Annotated in this window: 15 protein-coding genes and 1 tRNA gene; 12 read left to right on the top strand and 4 right to left on the bottom strand. The window is 58.5% G+C overall.

Annotated features, from left to right (window positions below; genetic code table 11):
- Nucleotides 1–136 precede the first annotated feature (136 nt).
- The 5 genes from infA to J2848_RS28470 all read left to right on the top strand — a co-directional run bounded on the left by infA (nt 137) and on the right by J2848_RS28470 (nt 3,215).
- On the top strand, nt 137–355 hold the full coding sequence (gene infA, locus J2848_RS28490; RefSeq protein ID WP_012977999.1) for a translation initiation factor IF-1: 219 nt from the start codon (nt 137–139) through the stop codon (nt 353–355).
- A 25-nt stretch (nt 356–380) separates the two neighbouring features.
- On the top strand, nt 381–1,022 hold the full coding sequence (locus J2848_RS28485) for a Maf family protein (RefSeq protein ID WP_149233914.1): 642 nt from the start codon (nt 381–383) through the stop codon (nt 1,020–1,022).
- Nucleotides 1,019–2,266, top strand: coding sequence for a ribonuclease E/G (locus J2848_RS28480; protein ID WP_149233915.1), 1,248 nt, complete (start codon nt 1,019–1,021; stop codon nt 2,264–2,266). The genes J2848_RS28485 and J2848_RS28480 overlap by 4 nt, the downstream gene beginning before the upstream one ends.
- A 32-nt stretch (nt 2,267–2,298) precedes the next feature.
- Nucleotides 2,299–2,532, top strand: coding sequence for a DNA gyrase inhibitor YacG (locus J2848_RS28475; protein ID WP_149233916.1), 234 nt, complete (start codon nt 2,299–2,301; stop codon nt 2,530–2,532).
- 284 nt (nt 2,533–2,816) lie between these two features.
- Entirely contained in the window at nt 2,817–3,215 is a 399-nt protein-coding gene (locus J2848_RS28470) for a hypothetical protein (protein ID WP_149233917.1), read from the top strand.
- Here the strand turns inward: J2848_RS28470 and J2848_RS28465 are convergent.
- Together J2848_RS28465 and J2848_RS28460 are read right to left on the bottom strand one after the other, a co-directional pair.
- Nucleotides 3,212–4,213, bottom strand: coding sequence for an IS1595 family transposase (locus tag J2848_RS28465; protein WP_149233918.1), 1,002 nt, complete (start codon nt 4,211–4,213; stop codon nt 3,212–3,214). The genes J2848_RS28470 and J2848_RS28465 overlap by 4 nt on opposite strands.
- Before the next feature lie 147 nt (nt 4,214–4,360).
- Nucleotides 4,361–5,301 (bottom strand): IS630 family transposase gene (locus J2848_RS28460; protein WP_246194191.1). Its coding sequence is split into 2 segments (ribosomal slippage): nt 4,361–4,962 and nt 4,962–5,301, totalling 942 coding nucleotides; the frame shifts between segments, so codons are not numbered across the junction.
- Nucleotides 5,302–5,512: 211 nt separating this feature from the next.
- On the opposite strand from J2848_RS28460, the gene J2848_RS28455 reads away from it, so the two are divergent.
- The 5 genes from J2848_RS28455 (at nt 5,513) to J2848_RS28435 (ending at nt 11,305) form a co-directional block, all read left to right on the top strand.
- Nucleotides 5,513–5,588: transfer RNA gene (locus tag J2848_RS28455), tRNA-Phe, on the top strand.
- Between the two features lie 330 nt (nt 5,589–5,918).
- Nucleotides 5,919–7,172 carry a tyrosine-type recombinase/integrase gene (locus J2848_RS28450; protein ID WP_149233919.1) on the top strand — a complete coding sequence of 418 codons (1,254 nt, stop codon included), beginning with the start codon at nt 5,919–5,921 and terminating at the stop codon, nt 7,170–7,172.
- A 172-nt stretch (nt 7,173–7,344) separates the two neighbouring features.
- On the top strand, nt 7,345–7,713 hold the full coding sequence (locus J2848_RS28445; protein WP_149233920.1) for a hypothetical protein: 369 nt from the start codon (nt 7,345–7,347) through the stop codon (nt 7,711–7,713).
- A gap of 444 nt (nt 7,714–8,157) precedes the next feature.
- Nucleotides 8,158–9,993, top strand: coding sequence for a hypothetical protein (locus tag J2848_RS28440; RefSeq protein ID WP_149233921.1), 1,836 nt, complete (start codon nt 8,158–8,160; stop codon nt 9,991–9,993).
- 73 nt (nt 9,994–10,066) lie between these two features.
- Nucleotides 10,067–11,305 (top strand): hypothetical protein, encoded by a 1,239-nt coding sequence (locus tag J2848_RS28435; RefSeq protein WP_149233922.1) that lies wholly within the window; start codon nt 10,067–10,069, stop codon nt 11,303–11,305.
- A 40-nt stretch (nt 11,306–11,345) separates the two neighbouring features.
- Here the strand turns inward: J2848_RS28435 and J2848_RS28430 are convergent, their stop codons facing one another.
- Nucleotides 11,346–11,915, bottom strand: a complete 570-nt coding sequence (locus J2848_RS28430) for a tyrosine-type recombinase/integrase (RefSeq protein ID WP_149233923.1) — start codon at nt 11,913–11,915, stop codon at nt 11,346–11,348.
- Between the two features lie 534 nt (nt 11,916–12,449).
- Here J2848_RS28430 and J2848_RS28425 point away from each other — a divergent pair.
- Complete coding sequence (locus tag J2848_RS28425; protein ID WP_246194210.1) at nt 12,450–15,428, top strand: site-specific DNA-methyltransferase; 2,979 nt, start codon at nt 12,450–12,452, stop codon at nt 15,426–15,428.
- Nucleotides 15,428–18,568 (top strand): BPTD_3080 family restriction endonuclease, encoded by a 3,141-nt coding sequence (locus J2848_RS28420; RefSeq protein ID WP_149233924.1) that lies wholly within the window; start codon nt 15,428–15,430, stop codon nt 18,566–18,568. Before J2848_RS28425 ends, J2848_RS28420 begins: the two co-directional genes overlap by 1 nt.
- 140 nt (nt 18,569–18,708) lie before the next feature.
- Here J2848_RS28420 and J2848_RS28415 read toward each other — a convergent pair whose 3' ends face one another.
- Nucleotides 18,709–18,909, bottom strand: coding sequence for a hypothetical protein (locus tag J2848_RS28415; RefSeq protein ID WP_149233925.1), 201 nt, complete (start codon nt 18,907–18,909; stop codon nt 18,709–18,711).
- Nucleotides 18,910–19,068 lie beyond the last annotated feature (159 nt).

Below are 19,068 nucleotides of genomic sequence, written 5' to 3'. Positions count from 1 at the left end.
TGTCCGGCACGCAACGCGGGGCTGCCCCGCGCAGATGGCTGCGGCCGAACGCATCGGCGATGGGAATCCCCCTTGACCCGGCGGCCTTGGGAGGTCAGTTATTGCCGCGAAACTTTTAGGACGGACATAAGGGCCTATGGCAAAGGAAGATCTGATCGAGTTTTCCGGGACCGTCGTCGAATTGCTTCCGAACGCGATGTTCCGGGTGAAGCTCGACAACGATCACGAGGTTCTGGCGCACACCTCCGGCAAGATGCGTAAGAACCGGATTCGCGTCCTGGCGGGTGACCGCGTCAATGTGGAAATGACGCCGTACGACCTGACCAAGGGCCGCATCACCTTCCGGTTCAAGTAGCATCCTTGCTGCTTCGCGGTTCCCCGTGACGATCCCGTCCAAGGCGCCCCGGCTGGTGCTGGCTTCGGCTTCGCCCCGCCGGCTCGACCTGCTGCGCCAGATCGGCATCGTGCCCGACGCGGTCGATCCCGCCGATCTCGATGAAACGCCGCTGCGCGACGAACTCCCGCCCCAGCACGCCCTGCGTCTGGCGGCGGAGAAGGCGTCGTGCGTCGCCGCGCGCCATCCCGATTCGTGGATTCTCGCCGCCGACACCGTGGTCGCCTGCGGCCGCCGCATCCTGCCCAAGGCCGAACGGGAGGAGGAGGCGCGACGCTGCCTGTCCCTGCTGTCCGGCCGGCGGCACCGGGTGCTGGGCGGCATCGTCCTGCTGGTGCCCAACCCTGAAGGCGGTCCGGAAGGCCACCGCCGAATCGACCGGTTGGTCCGCACCGACGTCACCTTCAAGGTGCTCGACCGGGCGGAAACCGACGCCTACATCGCATCGGGCGAATGGAAGGGCAAGGCCGGCGGCTATGCCATCCAGGGCCGGGCGGGGACGCTGGTGCGCTGGATCGGCGGCTCCTACAGCAACGTCGTCGGGCTGTCGCTGCACGAGGTCGCCGGCATGCTGCACGGCGCCGGCTTCCCGCATCCAGCACCCTCCGATCCCCCATCCGAACAATGAGCAGGCTTGAGCTGCTGGTCGACCGCGACGGTCCGCTGACGCGGGCGGCGGTGCTGGCCGACGGCCGCCTGACCGACCTGCACATCGACCATGCCGGCCGCCCGTCGCTACTGGGCGCCATCATGCTGGGCCGGGTGGAGCGGATCGCCACCGGCCTGAACGCCGCCTTCGTCGATCTGGGCAACGGCTTGGGCAACGGCCTGTCCGGCCTGCTTCCCGCCGCCGACGTGCGCCGCCCTGTCCTCGACGACGATTCTCCGCAGTCCCGGCCCCATCGCCCGGGCGCCAAGCCGGCGCCGATCGGCGCGCTTCTGCGCACCGGCCAGCCGGTGCTGGTGCAGGTGAAGGCCGACGCCGCCGGGGCCAAGGGTCCATCGCTGACGATGGACATCACCCTGCCCGGCCGCTTTCTGGTGCATGCGCCGCTCGGCCGCGACATCGCGGTGTCGAAGCGCCTCGGTTCCGGCCCGGAGCGCGCGGCGCTGGCCCGCCGCATCGAGGAGCTCGCCACCGGCGCCGGCTGGATCGTGCGCGCCGGCGCCGCCCAGATACCAGACGAGTTGCTGGCCGCCGAATCGGAGGCGCTGCACCTGCAATGGCGCGCCATCCGCGACGACGCCCGCGCCGGCTCCACCCCCCGCCTGCTGCATCCCGGCCCCGACGCCCCGACCCGTGCCCTGATCGAGCAGGGGGCCGCCGCTCCGGCCGCCATCCTGGTCGACGACCAGCCCCCTCCCGGCGGAATCAGGATCGGCGACGGACCGTTGCTTGCGGGTCTGCGCGACTGGTGCGGCCGCCACGCCCCCGACCTGCTGCCGAGGCTCGGCGCCCATACCGATGCCCGGCGCCTGTTCGACCTGCGCGACCTCGACTTTGCGATTGCCGGGCTTCTCGACGTCCGGGTGCCGCTGCCGCTCGGCGGTTCGCTGGTGATCGAGCGGACCGAGGCGCTGACGGTGGTCGACGTGAATGCCGGGGAGCGCGGCAACCCGCTGGAGGTCAACCTCGACGCCGCGGCGGAGATTGCCCGCCAACTCCGCCTGCGCAATGTCGGCGGCATCGTGGTGGTGGATTTCGTCAACATGCGCAGCCACGGCGATGCCGAGCGTGTCCTGGCCGCCCTGTCGCACGCGGTGGAAAGCGACCCGGTGCAGACCCAAGTTTACGGCATGTCGAAACTGGGCTTGGTCGAATTGACCCGCGCCCGCCGCGGTACGCCGCTAGCAGCCCTGCTGCGGCCCTGACCGCTTGAAGCAGCTCGTTACGGAGGCCTTTCTTGTCCGACCCCCGATCCCCCAGCGCGCCCCAGCGCCCCCAGACCCATGCCGGCGCCAAGGTGGGCACCAACTGCCCGATCTGCGGCCGCCCGACCGAACCGGCCACCCGCCCCTTCTGTTCCAAGCGCTGCGCCGACATCGACCTGTCGCGCTGGCTGGGCGGAGTCTACCGCATCGAAGGCCCGGAAAACCCTGCTGCGCCCGGTGGATCCGATCCCGATGAGGCGCTGTGAGAGGGGGCGAAAATTTTCGGGACTATAACCCAGACTCAAACGCGACTCATAATTAACCGCAGAGAACCATCGGAGTTGTGAGCTAAATACGGGCACAACTCAGATGGGGAGAGGGAATATGCGTTGTCCGGTACACGGATGTCTGGTAGAGGTCAAAGGAGATCCAGATCTGGATGCCGTTTTTGATGCCATCACACGGCTGCCAGAAAGCTTATTCGCGGCTGTCCCAGAAGTGGTGGCTGAACGGATGATTGTGGAACATCGAACTCTTATGACGAGAATAGATGAAAGGCTTGCCAATGTCTGCCTCTGTCCAGCAGCAGATCGCCACCATCTGGAATGAGATGAAGGAAAAAGTCCAGCAGCTTGATCTGGCGAACCATACCCAAAGCGATTTCATAACCGGCGTTATTGAGCAAATCGGAAGAAATTATTCCGATATGGCGGACATATTTGAGAGCACAAAATCTGGTCTGATTAAAATCAGGGATGCGACGCCAGTAGGTAATCGTGAAGACGTTAATATAGATGGAATCATTCTGCAATTAGAGAAGATTGCTGAGAAGAGAAAGCTGGAAGAAAATCAAGTGAGAGAGCTTTTTGAGAAAGAAATAGTCAGTGGGTTTAGCCCGCGTCTCGCGAAAATAATTAAAATACATGAAGGCGGTTCCGGAGCAAGTTAAGCCACGACCATGATTCCGCCAGTTTTACGGTTGCGGCGAACATTGCAACCAACAGCGTGACCGAAGATTACCCGCAGGCGATCCAGCAGGGGCATCTTCTCCATCAGGATCTTGCGGACCCGCTGGCCCTTCTGGGTCACTTCCCGCTCGACCGCTACCCGGAGGTTCCACCGAGTCATAACATCATTCACGTACCGCTGCATGTGGTCCTTGGACACGAAAAAGTGGACATCCCGCATGTGTTCGACCCAGGAATTGAACGACTCGGCGGTGTTGTTGTGTACACCATCCTTGGAGAAGTCCCAATCCCGGTGGCTGCACTGGCTTTGCAGGGCAAACGACCGGGCAATCTTGGCGAAGGTTCCGTCGCCGTCTGACATGATGTGAGCCTGGGGATCAACCTGGGCTTCGGCCAAGGGCCGGATCGTGTCCTCGGCTTCGTTCGGGACCACTGTGGCCCGGACTTCGCCCTGCCGTTCGGCTGCGACGAACACCGCCTGCTTTTTGGTCCCGCGACCCCGTTTGTTCTTGACCCGGTTGCCCTCCGCGTCCTTCTGTTTCCGGGGCTGGCCCCCGACATACTTGGTGTCGAACTCCACGGTGTTGGTGAGCTTGTCCGTCAGGGTGAGCCAGAACCCCTGGAGTTCCCTGAACGCCTGTAGGATCTTCCACACGGATTTCTGCGAGACGCCAGTCCATTCGGAAATCCGGGTAGATGCCATGCCGAAGCTGCTGTTCACCGAGTAGTACAGGATCTCGAAATACTTCGTCAGTGGGAGTTTCCGGCTGTGGAGCCACGTACCGGACGTGACGGTGAATTGCTTGTGGCAGTCCCGGCAGTGGTACAGGTGGCGTTCCGCCGCTTTTCCACCCAGAGGAACGGTATTCAGGCAGCCGCACTCGGGGCAATGCCGACCATTTACCCAGACGGTTTCCTCAAGAAACCGCATGCAGGCCGTGTCATCCGGGAAGGCTTCTTGGAAATCAGTGAGTTTCATGGCCAGTTTCCTTTACCAAATCATTGTCTCACGAGTCAAATATGAGTCAATAACTCCGGCATGGATTCTTTTGTCATAGAGTTACTTTGTCGTTACTCCATACCGCGATTGCGAAGCAATCGCGTCTGATTCTAGAGCGGATTCCGATCATTCTGGTTCGTAGCCGGCGGCGGTGAAGAAGGCTCGGCTATCGCTTGGCGTGACGTTGTCAATGGCGTCTCGGATGGCATCCCACAGTTCAGGGAGCGTCCTTGCGGCGGCTTTCCTGAGGCTCGCCTTGATCTTGGAGAAAGCCATCTCAATGGGGTTGAAATCGGGGCTATAGGGCGGCAGGAGCTTCAGGACGGCGCCTGTCCGCTCGATTGCCACCCGCACGGCCGGAAGCTTGTGGGCGGGCAAATTGTCCATCACGACGACGTCTCCGTGGCTCAGCGTCGGCCCCAGAACGCGCTCGACGTAAGCGAGGAAGGCCGCGCCGCCCATGGCTCCGTCGAGTGTCATCGGGGCGGTGACGCCCGACAATCGAAGGGCGCCGACGAAGGTCGTCGTCTTCCAGTGCCCATGGGGAACCGCAGCGCGGCAGCGTTCTCCTCGTGACGCGCGACCGTACATCCGCGCCATCTTGGTGGAGGTGCCGCATTCATCGATGAACACCAACCGCTCCGGGTCCAGGTCCGGCTGGGCGTCAAACCAAGCCTGACGGCTGGCGGCTATATCCTGTTCGGCAGCGTGCGCCGTCTTTTTTTCCGCGTCACACTATGACGCTGGAAGAACCGGCACACGATGCTGGGCAGCGGCCGATATCCCACCGCCTCGTCCAGACGCTCGGCAACCTCCGTCAAGGTCAGATCGGACTTCTCTTCGATCCAACTCAGGATGAGGTCCCGGTGCTCGTCAATCCGATGAGAGCGGACATTGCCACCGCGCTTGTCCGGCGTCAGATCACCGCGTGTTCGCGCACGGGCCACCCACCGGATCGCCGAGGAAACCCCAAACTCAAAGCGCGCCGCAGCCGCCCGGCAAGACGCTCCAGCCGTAACCGCCTCCACCACGCGCCGACGAAGATCGACGGACAGTGCTTTCGCCATCCAGACCGGCCTCCTTCAGTCAGTCCGAATCTTGAATCACAACTGCCCGCCTTTGGGAAGCCCCGATTCAGATGCCCGGCAATCCGCTCTAGGTTATAGCCCCGAAATTTTTTGAATTTTCCTCTAGACAGCCCGTCCGAACCTCTCTAAAAAGCGCCCCACACGACGCGCCGTACCGACCGAAACGGTCACCCACCAAGCGGCGCCGGATGCCCAGGTAGCTCAGTTGGTAGAGCAGGGGACTGAAAATCCCCGTGTCGGCGGTTCGACTCCGTCCCTGGGCACCATTTTCCTCTTGTAGATCAAGGGGTTAATGGTGAGATAGGTAAAGCCAGCTTACCTAACACAGACCTAGCACAGTCGCAGAGGACAACTTTCCTCTCACGCTAAGTCATTGATTTCCCTCACATTAAAATCCCCGCTTATCCCTGTGCTAGCACAATCGCAGCACAGTCTCGACAGCAGTATGAACCCCTGTGGGCGACGATTTCCGCGCCCGAATCACCCCCTGAAAATCGCCCCTGCCGGCTGTGCTAACCGTTGTGCTAAATTCGCCCATAAGCGACAGTGACGATGCTATAATACAACCTATGGGTTGATGTCGTCAGGAGAGGGCAATGCCAGAGCCGTTCCAGCTTTTCCAGCGCACCGGCAGCAGCAAGTGGTGGGTTCGGTTCTCGATCCGCGGCCAGGGCCAGATAAGGAAGTCGCTCGACACCACGGACGAAGCCGAGGCGAATCAGCGGGCGCGCAAGGTCTACTATGAAGCCCTCTACCGCACCGAGAACGGTCTGAACGCCACGGTGAAGACCTTCGGCGATATGGCCGAGGAGTTCATCGCCAAGATCGAACGTGAGGTCGAGCGCGGCGAGCGTAAGAAGGAACAGGGGGAGAAGTTCCCCGGCATCATCCGGCGCTACATGGTGGGCTATTTCGGCGACCGGGCGATGGACAGCATCACCGACCGCGACATCGACGCCTATGTGGAGTGGCGCAAGGATTACTGGAGCAAAGGACCGGGCCGGGATGTCGCGTTCATCACCTACGAGCGCGCTGGCCGCCAAATCCGCCGCCCTATTACCAAGCGCGATCCCCCTACCCTCTCCCGCCAGCGTAACGAGGCGGTGCTCCTCCGCACGCTTCTCCGATTCGCTGCCAAGCAGGGCTACATCAAGCAGGCGGCTATCCCCGAGGTCGAGGTGGTGAAAGCACCGGACGTGCCCCGTCCCAGCTTCAGCGCCGATGAGTTTGGCCGGCTGGTCGAAACCTCGATGGCCCGTATGAGCGATCCGAAGCTCAATGAGCACGTTCGACGGGACCGGGCTATCCTGCACGCCTACATGATGATCGCCGCATTCACCGGCTGCCGGCCGACGGAATTGAAGGGGATGAACTGGGGGGATGTGCTGGGCTACCGGGAAGGGCGCAACAAGCCGCTCCGTGACCGCGACATCCGTCTTCGGGTCCGTGGCAAGGGTAAGGCTCGCACCTTCGTTCCCCAGGAAGCCGCCCTGCTTTGGTTCGACACTTTGTGGATGCTCTGGGTTCGAGCCATGAAGCGCGATCCGCTCGACGCTGAGCCGGTCTTCGCCACGACGGCCGGGAATCGGCTCGACAGCGTGAAGAAGAGCCTCGCCGAACTGCTGAAGGCATGCAACCTGCTGACCGACCATCGCGGTGTCCGTCGCACGTCCTATTCGTTCCGCCACTTCTACATCAGCCAGCAGCTCATTGCTGGCGTGGACATCTTCATCCTGGCCCGCAACACCGGCACGAGCAGCGACATGATCCATCGCTTCTACGCCGACGTGAAGCTGGAACTGATGAAGGATCACCTGCGACCCGAGTGGAAGCTTTTGGTTACAGTCTGATGAAGTATGCGCATCGCGCTAACCAACACGCTTCTAAACTGCGGCTAAAGCGCACTATTTGCGTTCAGCGATACTGCTGCTCGCACTGCGCAGTTGAACCTAGAGTGCGCTGCGGTACAAGTTTGGCGCTCAATATTGCGCATAGGTCGGTTCAGTTGAGAAGGATCTCACCATGGCGAAACGTGCTTTGTTCACCACCTTGACTGAAAAGGGCGAGCCATTCTACAAGCACGTCTTTAAGCTTTGGTTCGACGCTCGCTCAACTACCGATGATCGTGGCTACCGCACTATCTGTTGGGCAGACCAAGAGTGGATAGTAAAATATGCAGCTCCTTCTGGAAAAACTGGGGGCAAAATCACAGCAAAGATGCTGTGGTACCCAAAGGATCAGTTCGGAAATGGCACAACGTTGTCCATAAAGATTGTCGCGGATAGTAGCTCCGGAGTTTGGAGTGTTGGCTATACCGTTGATGGAAGAGCCGAAGAAGACCGTAATAAGATGATGGACCTACTGTCCACATTGAAGCTTGCAGCGCTCTAACACACAACCATATCAACCGCCTCCACTGGGTTGATGGCATGATCAGTGTAAGGCTGTCCGACCTATGCAGTATACCCTCAAGGTCGCAGCTCCTGCTGACAGTTTGGATGCAAAAAGATAGCCTGTGGCAAGGAGCAGATTGCGCCAGTCTTTTGAAAAGACTGGCGTTAATCATTTATTAACAATAAAAAGTTGGACCACTCTCAAATTACTCCTTGCTTTCAATCTTGTCCATGGTAGTGTTTGAAAGTGGTCGCGCTGGTCAATCCCAGCAGATCACATTCGAGTTCGGGCTTCCTTGCCCAATTCGCTAGCGTTGATGGTTCTTCGGGGTGGTTCGATTCCACCTGAACGCTCCAAACGAATGGTTCGTTTGACGGCTCAGATCAATCTGACCGGCGAATTCAACGCACTATTTCTAGTGCGACGCAAGGAGCGTGCCTTATGACTACCGAAATCCCGAATGTCCCGGCTTATACTGTTGCTGATGCTTCCCACGACGGGGAGGCGGATCGCGATCCTACTGCCGATATCGCAGTGGCAGCCAGCATCTTTGAAGGTAATGGGCTCACTGTCACGACCGACAATGGCCAAGCTGAGCAGCTGGACAGCGAAATCACCGCAGCTATCCCTACGCTTCCGGCTCATCCGTCCTCCGCTGACCGTAAGCGTTGGCACACATCTGTAGGTGACATTACAGCTATCCGTCAGCAGGTGGAAGAGCGTGGCCACCACGCGGTGATGGTACAGTTGGCCGTCATGTATTTGGGCTTCCGCATGGAAGGTGACACCGACGACGAGCGGATGGCCGCCTTCAAGGACATGGTCGCCGATCTGGAACTGCTCTCGACCGCGAGCAAGTGGCCCAGCGCCAACGCCGTCATCGCTTATCTTCGTCTTGACCTCAACACTTCCGATGCCACCCTCAAGAAGCAGCGGCGCAACGAGATTGAGCGCAATGCAGCAGCCATCAAAGGCCTTGACCTGCTGGTGCGGGAGAAGGAAGCGCAGGGCCTCGTCCTCTCCTATAACGCCGTCACCGTGCAGAACCTTGTGTCTCTGGTGAAGCTCCACGGCATTACCGGGCTGGGTGAGTTGGCCCGCAACGCCGATGACGCTGGCGAAGCGCCGAATCAATCTGGCCTGATCGAACTTGATGCAACAGGGGTTAAGAACGTCATCCTCCGTCGCGTTACGGAACCCTTTGGCGGTGCCATGCCGGATGTGGGGCTGATCCTCGATGAAGGTGGCGAGCGCCGTGTGGTTGGCCAGCTTCCCATCTCTCAGGACCGCATCCTGGCTCTATTGGCAGAGACGGCAAAGCCGGAGCCGCGCGTTGCGCTGTTGAGCGAGTTGTCGCGTCTTGCACTCGCTATAAAGGTTTATCCGACCGACATGCCGGTCAACGTCAGGGAGGGTTTCGACGATCCGGAGTATGAGGATAGTCCCCGTCGCCCGGCCTCGCGGGCATGGTGGTTGCGACGGGATGGTCGTATTCGCATTACGCAATTCCTCCGTCCTACGGGGCACGTCATCCTGGAAGCGACCCCGGTCGACAACTTCCTGGATGGGCTGCCGGACGAGGATTTGTGGTTTCGCACTCATGAATTGGATGCAATAGCCGCCAATTTGCTGGAGCCGTCACGGGCGCTGGTCTTTTCATCGGAAGTGGCCGACATGCGAACAGAAAAGCTAAAGCAGCTTCGTTATCGGATCACTGTATCGACCGACGCAGCAAAGGAGGAGGAGCGCAGCGCCATCAAGCTGCCTCTGCTCGCCGCCCGTCAAGAAGGTGTTGAATTTCAACCGAATGAGCTTGACCTCAGCGACTCGGTGTTCAAGCCCATGGTGATCGGTCGGCTGACGGAGGGGAGCCTTGCAGACCTTGCAACCTCCACCAACCCCAAGCTTCGCCGCCAAAAGAAGTTGGACCGAATCACCCTGACCGTTGAAGGGGGCAAGCTGACCCTGTCCGGCGGGAATGCGAAGGGTGACCAGCCGACCATCGTGGAGCGGGCGGCAAAGTCGCTGGTTGTCAGCATTCATCCCGAAGACTGGTTTGCCGTGTCGAAGGCGCTCACTTCGATTGCCACCAGTGACGGTCAGTTTGTGTACAGCATCGACCCCGAAGGGCTGTTGCTTGTCGAGTTTCAGACGGATGCTGCCCGCTACCGTCTTGGCGTGCCGCTGCTGCGTGGTAGGGAGCGGTCAAACCGCCACCTGAAGGCATTCGAGCCGGTACGGTGCGATCCTGACGCGGACGCAGCGGATACGCTGTAACTCCCATTCCGTCCATACCCTATAAACGACCGCCTGGGGCCGGGTGACCGGCCCCAGCGCAAGAGTGCGACCAATGATCAATCTCACCAGCGAACAAACAGAATACGCAACGTTTACTCCGGCCGTTCAGGACTGGTTTGCCGAAGCCGCTTTGCCCGCCGGCATCGCTGCCACGCGCTGTCCAGCCGGTCTGAAGTCCGAAGACTTGAACTTTCTCGCCCCTAACCCCTTGTTCATACTGAAGTACGCTCTGGCAAGCTATGGCCTGCCCGGCAATCGGACGGGGCGAGCCTGTATGATTAAGAAGCTGGGACGCCCCCGCAACGCCGTCGTAATTGGCGATAGCGGTGGATTCCAGGCGATCAAGGGATTGCTCGGCACGATAGACGCCGTGCTGTGCCGCGACGTGCTGCGTTGGCAAGAGCAGCACTGTGACGTGGGAATCGTCCTTGACGTGCCGACGGCGGCGATCTCTGAGCCGAAATCCGGCTTCACCTCGTTCGAGCAATGCCGCGATCAAACCGTCAAGAACGTTACGTGGGCTGCCGACAACCGCAAAAGTAGTGACCTGCGTCTGCTCAATATTCTCCAGGGCCGCAACGGCGACGAGGCGGACAATTGGTATCGGGCGGTGCGGGCTTTCCCCTTGGAAGGTTGGGCCTGGGGTGGGCCTCTGAAATTCGATCTTTACGAAGTCTGCCGCCGTATCATCATCATGCTGGACAACGGCGACCTCACGGGAAGGTCGGCATGGCTTCACTTTCTCGGCGTCCAGCAACCGACGATGGCCGTGGTGCTGACGGCGTTGAAGCGGGCACTGCGGGCGAAGGGGCTGGCAAATCTGGAACTGACCTTCGATTGTGCGACCGCTTTCGTCTCGGCGGCGCAACGGCGGCAGGCGACCATCGGCTTGAGCTATGACGGCAAGTTCAATCTCGACACCTTTCTGTTCGAGCACACCAGCACCCTTGACCCGGCCATCCGCTTTCCTTTCCGGAGCCCCTTGGGTGAGCGTCTGACCCAGGGCGATTTGTTCGGCGTGCCGACGGGGGTGGGGCGCACCTGGGACGAAGCTGGGCGGGTGCTGCTGGCTCATCACAACGTCTACGCGACACTGCGGGGCATCGCCGACGCCAATCGGCTCATCGATTACGACGAGAAATTGCCCCGCTTCGTTCCACATGACGTTCGGAAAGCAGTCAAGGCAATCCACGCCGTGTTCGAGAGCGATCAGCCCATGGCGATCTTACAGAAGCACAAGAAGACCCTGAAGTTTCTAGCTGGAAGTGCCGATGTCAACGATGACCACTGATCTGGTTCACGAGGAAGTCTTTTTAAAAGACGCCTCCTTTCTACAATATCTCGACCGCCGCTCGCATCAGTTCGTCGTTGACCTCGATGTAGCGTTGGGTGGTGGTCAGGTGCTTGTGCCCGGCCAAGGTCATGATCACCTTTGGGCTGACGCCGCTGTGCGCCAGCTTGGTTATGAACCACCGGCGACCACTATGGGAGGTCGCCCCGTCGAGGCCGGCCTGCGCATAAAGCTGCCCCATCAGTTGACACAGGGTATTGGCGCTGAACGCCGTCCGCTTCTGGGTGACCAGGAGGGGCCTTTCGGCTTTCACCGAGCCGCCCAGAGTGCCGAGGTACCGTTCGATCTCCTTACGGAGCCGGTCATTCACAAACACCACACGGGAGTGACCGCCCTTGGTGATTTCGGCGCTCAGTCTGATCTGATCGCGCACCGCGCCGTTGCTCTCCAGCAGGTCACCCCAGGTCAGTGCCGCGATCTCTCCGACCCGCAGACCCGCAAGATAGGACAACGTGACGGCCATCCGGTTGCGGGCGGCGTGTCGGCCTTGCGCGATCACGGCCAACAGCCGCTTCTGCTCCTGCTCCGTCAACACCCGCGCCTGCTTCATCGGAAACCTCACTGTGCGTCGTCAATCCACACAAGACATTATGTTTTCCGAATAGGCTGCGCTCAAGTCATGAACGAACCCGAGGAATGGCGCGGCTCTCAGCGAAAACATCATAAAAGCAGCATTTTATGGTGTTTGGGTTTCGGCTCTTCGCACATCATTGTGATTCGCGACGAGTGCCCATCTTCCCAGCTCGACGGTATTCATTCAGGTTGTACCGAACTGCTACACCACGGTCCCGACGGGCTGGGAATGTATCTCAATTACTATCCCAGCCCATCCACCGTTATCCCTTCATAACGTAGCTGGACAAGGTGGTTTTTAACTGTGCCTGGAAGACAGGCCATCAGACTGCCGGTAGCAAAGTCACGTAAGCAAATCGTGCTTGCGGTTGCGCTTGCCCTAGTTGAAACTCGCGCACTCGAACGGAGGAGTGTACCTCTAAAGTTGGGGCCGGCTCGGCGCCGCGCCCGACACTGAGACGCAGCGTGGCGATCGGCGTACTGCGCCGGGAATGGAAGGGACTTGCTCGACATGTCGGATGCTTTAAAGACGCTAATTTTGGAATTGGTCCCGTCGAATGGTGAGCGCATGGGCAATCAGGCGCTTTTCACGGCGTTGCGTCAGCGCCTTGCGCATGTCAGCGAGGACGAGTATCAGGCCGTCAGAGAAGAGCTTGTCCAAGAGGGGCTTCTGGCGAAGGGGCGAGGCCGTGGAGGTTCCGTCTATCGACTCAATGGTCATATGACGGCGGCGAGCACGTCAGCCGAGACTTCACATAATCCGAAGCCCAAATCAGCGCCGACTATGCCATCCGGTAATGGTGCTGCCGCCTATGCGCACGCGGATCAAGCGGTGCTCCGTCCTGATGCCGGTGTCGAGGCTCAGTTCTCACACCGCAAACCGCCGCGCACCTACCGGTACGACTCCAGTCTTGCGCCCGAGCTGTCCTGGGACGAGAACGCCGGTCGGGCCTTCACCGAGTGGCTTCTGAACTTGGTGGCGGAGGCCGCCGAAAAAGGTGAGGCTGCGGTCTTTGCCGAACCGCAGGTCTGGAAGGGAACGGAGGAGCGGTTTACTTCGCTCTCGCAATGCGCTGCGCGGCTGCGCAGCTTGACGCAGCCCTTCCTGAACTGGGCGGGCAAGGCTGAGCGACAGCAAATAAGTGTACCGACACTGCCACTGTTCGTGCACGAGCGACATTCGACGCAGGCGATCCTTGAGACGCTGAAGTCGCACAAAGCTCGTGGACAAACGTTGGACATGTTCGGAGACCTGGACCTCGACATCGCCGACAGGCTTGATGCCTATAAGTATAAGGGCCCCTGGACCAACCGCTTGATCCTTGGAGACTCGCTTCAGGTGATGAACTCGCTTCTCGAATATGAGGGGCTAGGCAGTCAGGTGCAGATGATCTATTTCGATCCACCCTATGGCGTGAAATTTGGCTCAAATTTCCAGCCTTTCGTTAGAGATCGGAAGGTGACAGAGAATCACGGGAAAGACGAATATATGATTCGCGAGCCCGAAATGGTTAAAGCTTATCGGGACACCTGGGAGCTTGGTCTGCACTCTTATCTATCCTACATTAGGGACCGTCTGTTCGTTTCAAAGAACCTTCTAAGTGAGTCAGGGTCTATATTTGTACAAATCTCTGATGATAACATTCACCATGTCCGAGAACTGATGGACGAAGTATTTGGAGAGAACAACTTTTGTGCGATTATTTCATTTCGTAAAACTAGCGGATTCAGTTCAAATCTAATTTCCAAAGTTTCTGACTATCTTCTCTGGTACGCAAAGGATAAGAGTCAGGTAGCGTACAATCCAATTTACCTTCAAAAAGCTGCTGGAGAAGAAGGAGCTACCCAGTACAGCTATGTGGAATCTGAGGATGGGACTGTTCTGAGGTCGATGACCTCAGAGGAGAAAGCTGATCCGTCACTTATACCTGAAGGGTACAAGATCCTAACGCACGGAGACCTTGCAGCGCAGGGCGCATCAGGCAACACAGAACCGTTTGAATGGAATGGGCGCGAATTCAAGGTTCCGGCGAATTCACACTGGAAAACGACACCGGAGGGCATGAGAAGGCTTGCTGCCGCAAATCGGATCATGGCGCTTGGAAACACCCTGCGTTATAAACGCTACCTCGCGGATTTTAACTATTTTCCCGTATCCAATGTTTGGACTGATACCGGAACCAGTGGATTCGCGGGGAAAAAGCTATACGTTGTGCAGACCAATCCTCCGGTTGTTGAGCGTTGTATTCAGATGACCACTGACCCCGGTGATTTGGTACTAGACATTACCTGCGGATCAGGGACTACAGCAGTTGCCTCGGAACTGTGGGGGCGGCGATGGATTGCGGTGGATACTTCGCGTATTCCTGTTGCGCTTGCTCGTCAGCGGCTGCTTACGATGGCATATCCTTGGTTTCGACTTAAAGACCCGAAGAATGGCCCCTCAGGTGGATTTGTCTACGAGAGAAAGAAAAATCGGAAAGGTGAAGAAGTCGGCGGCCTCATTCCAAAGATAACGCTTAAGTCTATTGCTAATAATGAGGATCCGTCTACTGTTACTTTGGTGGATCGCCCTGAAGTCAACAAGGCGATCACTCGCGTCTGTGGAACATTCACAGTCGAGGCCACGATTCAGGCCGCCATGAGCATGGAGAGCGCTGCCGAAGGCGGATCAGCCCAGTTGCAAATCTCAAGTCCACGCGCCTACCTCGACCGCATGATCGAGGTACTTCGCCAGAGTAAATCGCTTAACCTGCCCGGCAACATGACTCTACAACTCGACAACGTTCGCCCACTCGCTGACCGCGAATACCTGCATGCCGAGGCTGTGGCGAAGGACGGCAACGAAAAGACTATCGCTATTGCTTTTGGCCCTGAGGATGGTGCCATTAGCGAGAACTTTGTACGGGATGCACATGAAGAGGCCGGTAACAGCAACTTTCGGAGTCTCTTTATTTTCGGTTTCGCTATACAAGCGAACGCGCACGCGCTCTGCCCAAAGCTTCGGCGCCCTGAAACGCACTACATTTCGGTAACGCCGGATGTCGTCATGTCGGACTTGCTGAAGACGACGAAGAGCAGTGAAATTTTCTCGATCACCGGCCTGCCCGATGTGCGGCTGGAAAAGGTTGGTGCGAAAGACGATGGAACACTGCTTTACCGTGTGGTGCTGCGTGGGCTCGACATCTTCCGCCCTGACACGATGAAAACCGATGCCATTGAGGCCGAGAATCTACCCTGCTGGATGCTCGACACTAACCACAACGGCTTGGCGTTCTATGCAAGCCAAGTGTTTTTCCCCAAGACCAGTGCCTGGGACAATCTCCAGAAATCGCTGGCAGGCCAGTTCGAGAACAGCGTCTGGGGCCATCTGGCCGGAACGATCAGCGAGCCCTTCGCGCTAGGTGACAAGAAGCGTATCGCCGTGAAGGTCATCGACGAGCGCGGCAATGAGCTGATGGCGACCCGAGCCCAAGAGGATGCTGTCTGATGCCCGCAGCCAACAACCAAGAACTGCCGCTGACCGCTGCTGAGGTCGAGTCGCCGATCATCAACTCGCCGTTCCAAGAGCCACAAGTTCACTGGAAGATCGAAAAAGCAAAACCACCCTACAAAGCCGAGGGACGCCGCCGCGCGAGTTATTTCTACCGCGTGCCGGAACATGCCAGTCGAGGACGGGGGAACCGCAATCAGGCGGAGCTCTTTGAAAGCCAGACAGGCGAAGAGGTTGAACTTGAGATCGTCAACACAATCCGGAGCCGCGTCAAGGATTGGCGCGCAGGCGCACATAGTGGTGGTGTACCCTATGACGGTGCATCACAAGTAACTCGAGAGCTATTGGACCTCTGGCGCAGCGATCAGCGCATGCAGCGCCTGTTTTTCGCCCAGCTTGAGGCGGCCGAGACGATCATCTTCCTCGTCGAGGCGCAGGACATCTACCACAAGGGCCTGCCCGAGGTACCGAAGGACGAGCCTGGGCTGGAGGCCAAGGCCACCGGTGTTCGCGCCTTTCTGCGCTACGCCTGCAAGATGGCGACCGGCAGCGGCAAGACGACCGTTATGGGCATGCTGACGGCGTGGTCGATTCTGAACCGAGTCGCGGCCCCGCGTGACGACCGCTTTTCGGACACGGTTCTGATCGTCTGCCCGAACGTGACAATTCGCGAGCGGTTGCAGGAACTTGACCCCGCTTTGGGCGACCTGAGCCTTTATCGCACCCGCCAGCTCGTGCCGCCGCACCGAATGGAGGAGCTTCGCCGTGGCGAGGTTATGATCGCGAACTGGCATCGATTGGCAAAGAAGGAGGCGAACACGGTCAATGGCGACAGCGCAAAGGTTGTCAAGACGGGAGAGCCGGTCGAGGTTATCAAGAATGCCGGGAAAGTGAATGAGAGCGCTGAAATCAAGTTCTACGAATCCGACCAAGCTTGGCTCAAGCGCATCCGAAGGGAACTCGGCAACGGCAAGGGCCGGAGTCCGCATTGGCTAATCTTCAACGACGAGGCTCATCACGCGTATCGCCGTGGGGATGCGACGACCGAAGAAAACCTCGAAGAAGACAAGGATCTTGCAAACAAGAACGCTCGTGAGGCGACGATTTGGATCGAAGGACTGGATCGGATCAACAAGCTAGCGGGTGGCAGTCGGCGGAAAGGGATAAAACTCTGCGTCGATCTGTCGGCAACACCCTTCTATATCCAAGGTTCTGGCAACGAGGTCGGGAAACCCTTCCCCTGGATTGTATCGGATTTCGGGTTGCTCGACGCGATCGAGTCTGGCTTGGTGAAGATCCCACAGTTGCCGACGCGCGATGTTTCCGGTGCCGAGGAAGCCGCCTACTTTAATATCTGGCGATGGGTTCAAGCCAAAGCCAAAGAGGACGGCCTCGGCGCGAATATAACGCCTGAGATCGTAATGAACTATGCTTCTGCTCCGATCAACCTGCTAGCCCAAGAGTGGCACGAACGGTTCGTCGAATGGGAACAACATTCGAAGCAGCAGCAGAAACATCCCGTCCCACCGGTTTTTATCGTGGTCTGCCGAGACACGTCGGTTGCCAAGGAGGTCCACCACTGGCTTGCAAATGGGAATGACACTTACGGCGTTTCACCCCCGTGGTTCCAGAACGCTCCCGGCCAGGAAGTCACGGTCCGGATTGACTCTAAAGTCATAGAAGACATTGAGGCGGGCGGATCGAAGGACGAGAACAAACGGCTGAGGTTCATCTTAGACACTGTCGGAAAAGCAGAGTGGCCGGGTGGCAAGGTTCCTGATGACTGGTCCGAACTCGTTAGGAAGCATAACGATAAGGTTGCCAGCGACGACAACGATGGCTCGCTGAAGTGGATTGACGAGCGCATCCCACCCGGTCGCGACATCCGCTGCATTGTTTCGGTTGCGATGCTGGCCGAGGGCTGGGACGCAAACACCGTTACTCACATTGTAGGGTTGCGGCCATTCGGCTCCCAGCTGCTCTGCGAGCAGGTCGTCGGTCGAGCTCTACGGCGAAAAAGCTATGCCCTCGACGGGGAAACTCAGATGTTCGCCGAAGAAACCGCGAAGGTCTTCGGCGTACCATTCGAACTCATTCCTTTCAAGGTAAAACCTGTTGGGCCGCAGCCGCCCCAGCGAGATCCCAGCCACATCTATTCGGTTCTTGAGAAAGCCGAGTACGAGATCACTTTCCCCATCGTCTCGGGCTATCATCAGTCGGGCAAGTTTGAAGTATTTGTGGACTGGAGCAAGGTCTCCAAGGTCACAATAGACCCAATGAAGATTCCCCAGGTCGTCGAGCTCACACCACTTACAACGCCCGATGGCACTCTTGCGGTCTTTGGCCCGGGCGAGCGACCGGTGTTGTCCCTTAAGGAGTGGAGGTCACGCTTCCGTGAACAGCAGGTGGCGTTTCGGCTCGCCCGCGAGGTCTGCGCTCGCTGGCAATCCGACAATGGTGCGGAAGCTGTTCCTGTTCACCAGCTGTTTCCAAAGGTTGCGTTTGCAGCGAAACGCTTCTTAGCGGAGAAAGTTGATTGTAAAGGTGGAAGTCGTCCATGTGACGTTCTGCTCGTGGGAGAGTACATGCAGGCGGCCATAGGGTCTTTGCATGAAGCTATCAAGAAGGGCGCAACCACAGGAGAGGGAGAAGTCGCTATCATTCCGCAGGGGGCGGCCGGTCGCGGCAGTACGCTCCACGTCGAATTCCATACAACCAAGCCGATATATCCGGTTATGCGGTGCCATCTAAATGCGATGGTCGCCGACACGCGCAAATGGGAGCAGAGTGCAGGCTTCCTTTTGGACAGTCACCCGGGTGTAAGTAAATGGGTCAAGAATGATCGCCTTGGCTTCTTTATTCCTTATCGGCATCGTGGAATAATGTCCAAATACATCCCGGACTTCATCGTAGTCACCGACCGCAATGAGAACGTTATCGTCGAAATCAAAGGCCAAGTGACTGACGATGCGGATGCTAAAGCGAAGGCCGCCGCAAGATGGACAGAAGCTGTTAACCGTCTTGGGCTGCATGGGCGATGGCATTACGTGATGGTCGAGGACCCGGGCAGGGTAGGGCTCGAGCTTAATAAGTTCGCAGCGGCGAAGTGGAGCGAGGGACCGTTCGAGCTGAGTTGATTCCGTCGAGTTATGGCTCTGCTCCATCATGATGGATGGTGACCGCCAAGCGGCTTGGCGGTCACCTGTCTTTTTAAAAGAATATCGTTCACCATATGATCCAACAGGCCGTCTGTAGCGAAGGAACCCGTGCTGTAGACTTATGAGTTGCGGCTTGCGGCCGCGAGATCGCGTTGCTTAGCGGCAAGCTGCTGGCGGGCTTTCATCACAGATGCGCGCTTTTTTGCCAGCTTGCCGCGTTTAACCAATTGATCGGCCTGCCGGCTCGCCGCATCGGCCGTTGCATCAGCAAGCCCAAGCTCTGCAAGATGCTGGTTCCATTCCTCTTTCGTAATCCTCATGATCTCGTGTAGTCGCATTGTATATATCCCCATATCATTGTTGATGTATGCGCGAACGCTCACGCATTCGCGACCGTTTAGTGGTTTCTCGGCCTCGTAAACTCGTCCGGCAAACCACCAAACGTGGTGTCTTCTAATCTCTCGTCCTGCGTCAATGCT

It is taken from the genome of Azospirillum lipoferum, from assembly GCF_024170005.1.
Classification (GTDB): domain Bacteria; phylum Pseudomonadota; class Alphaproteobacteria; order Azospirillales; family Azospirillaceae; genus Azospirillum; species Azospirillum lipoferum.
This window is presented reverse-complemented; position numbering and strand designations above follow the sequence as displayed.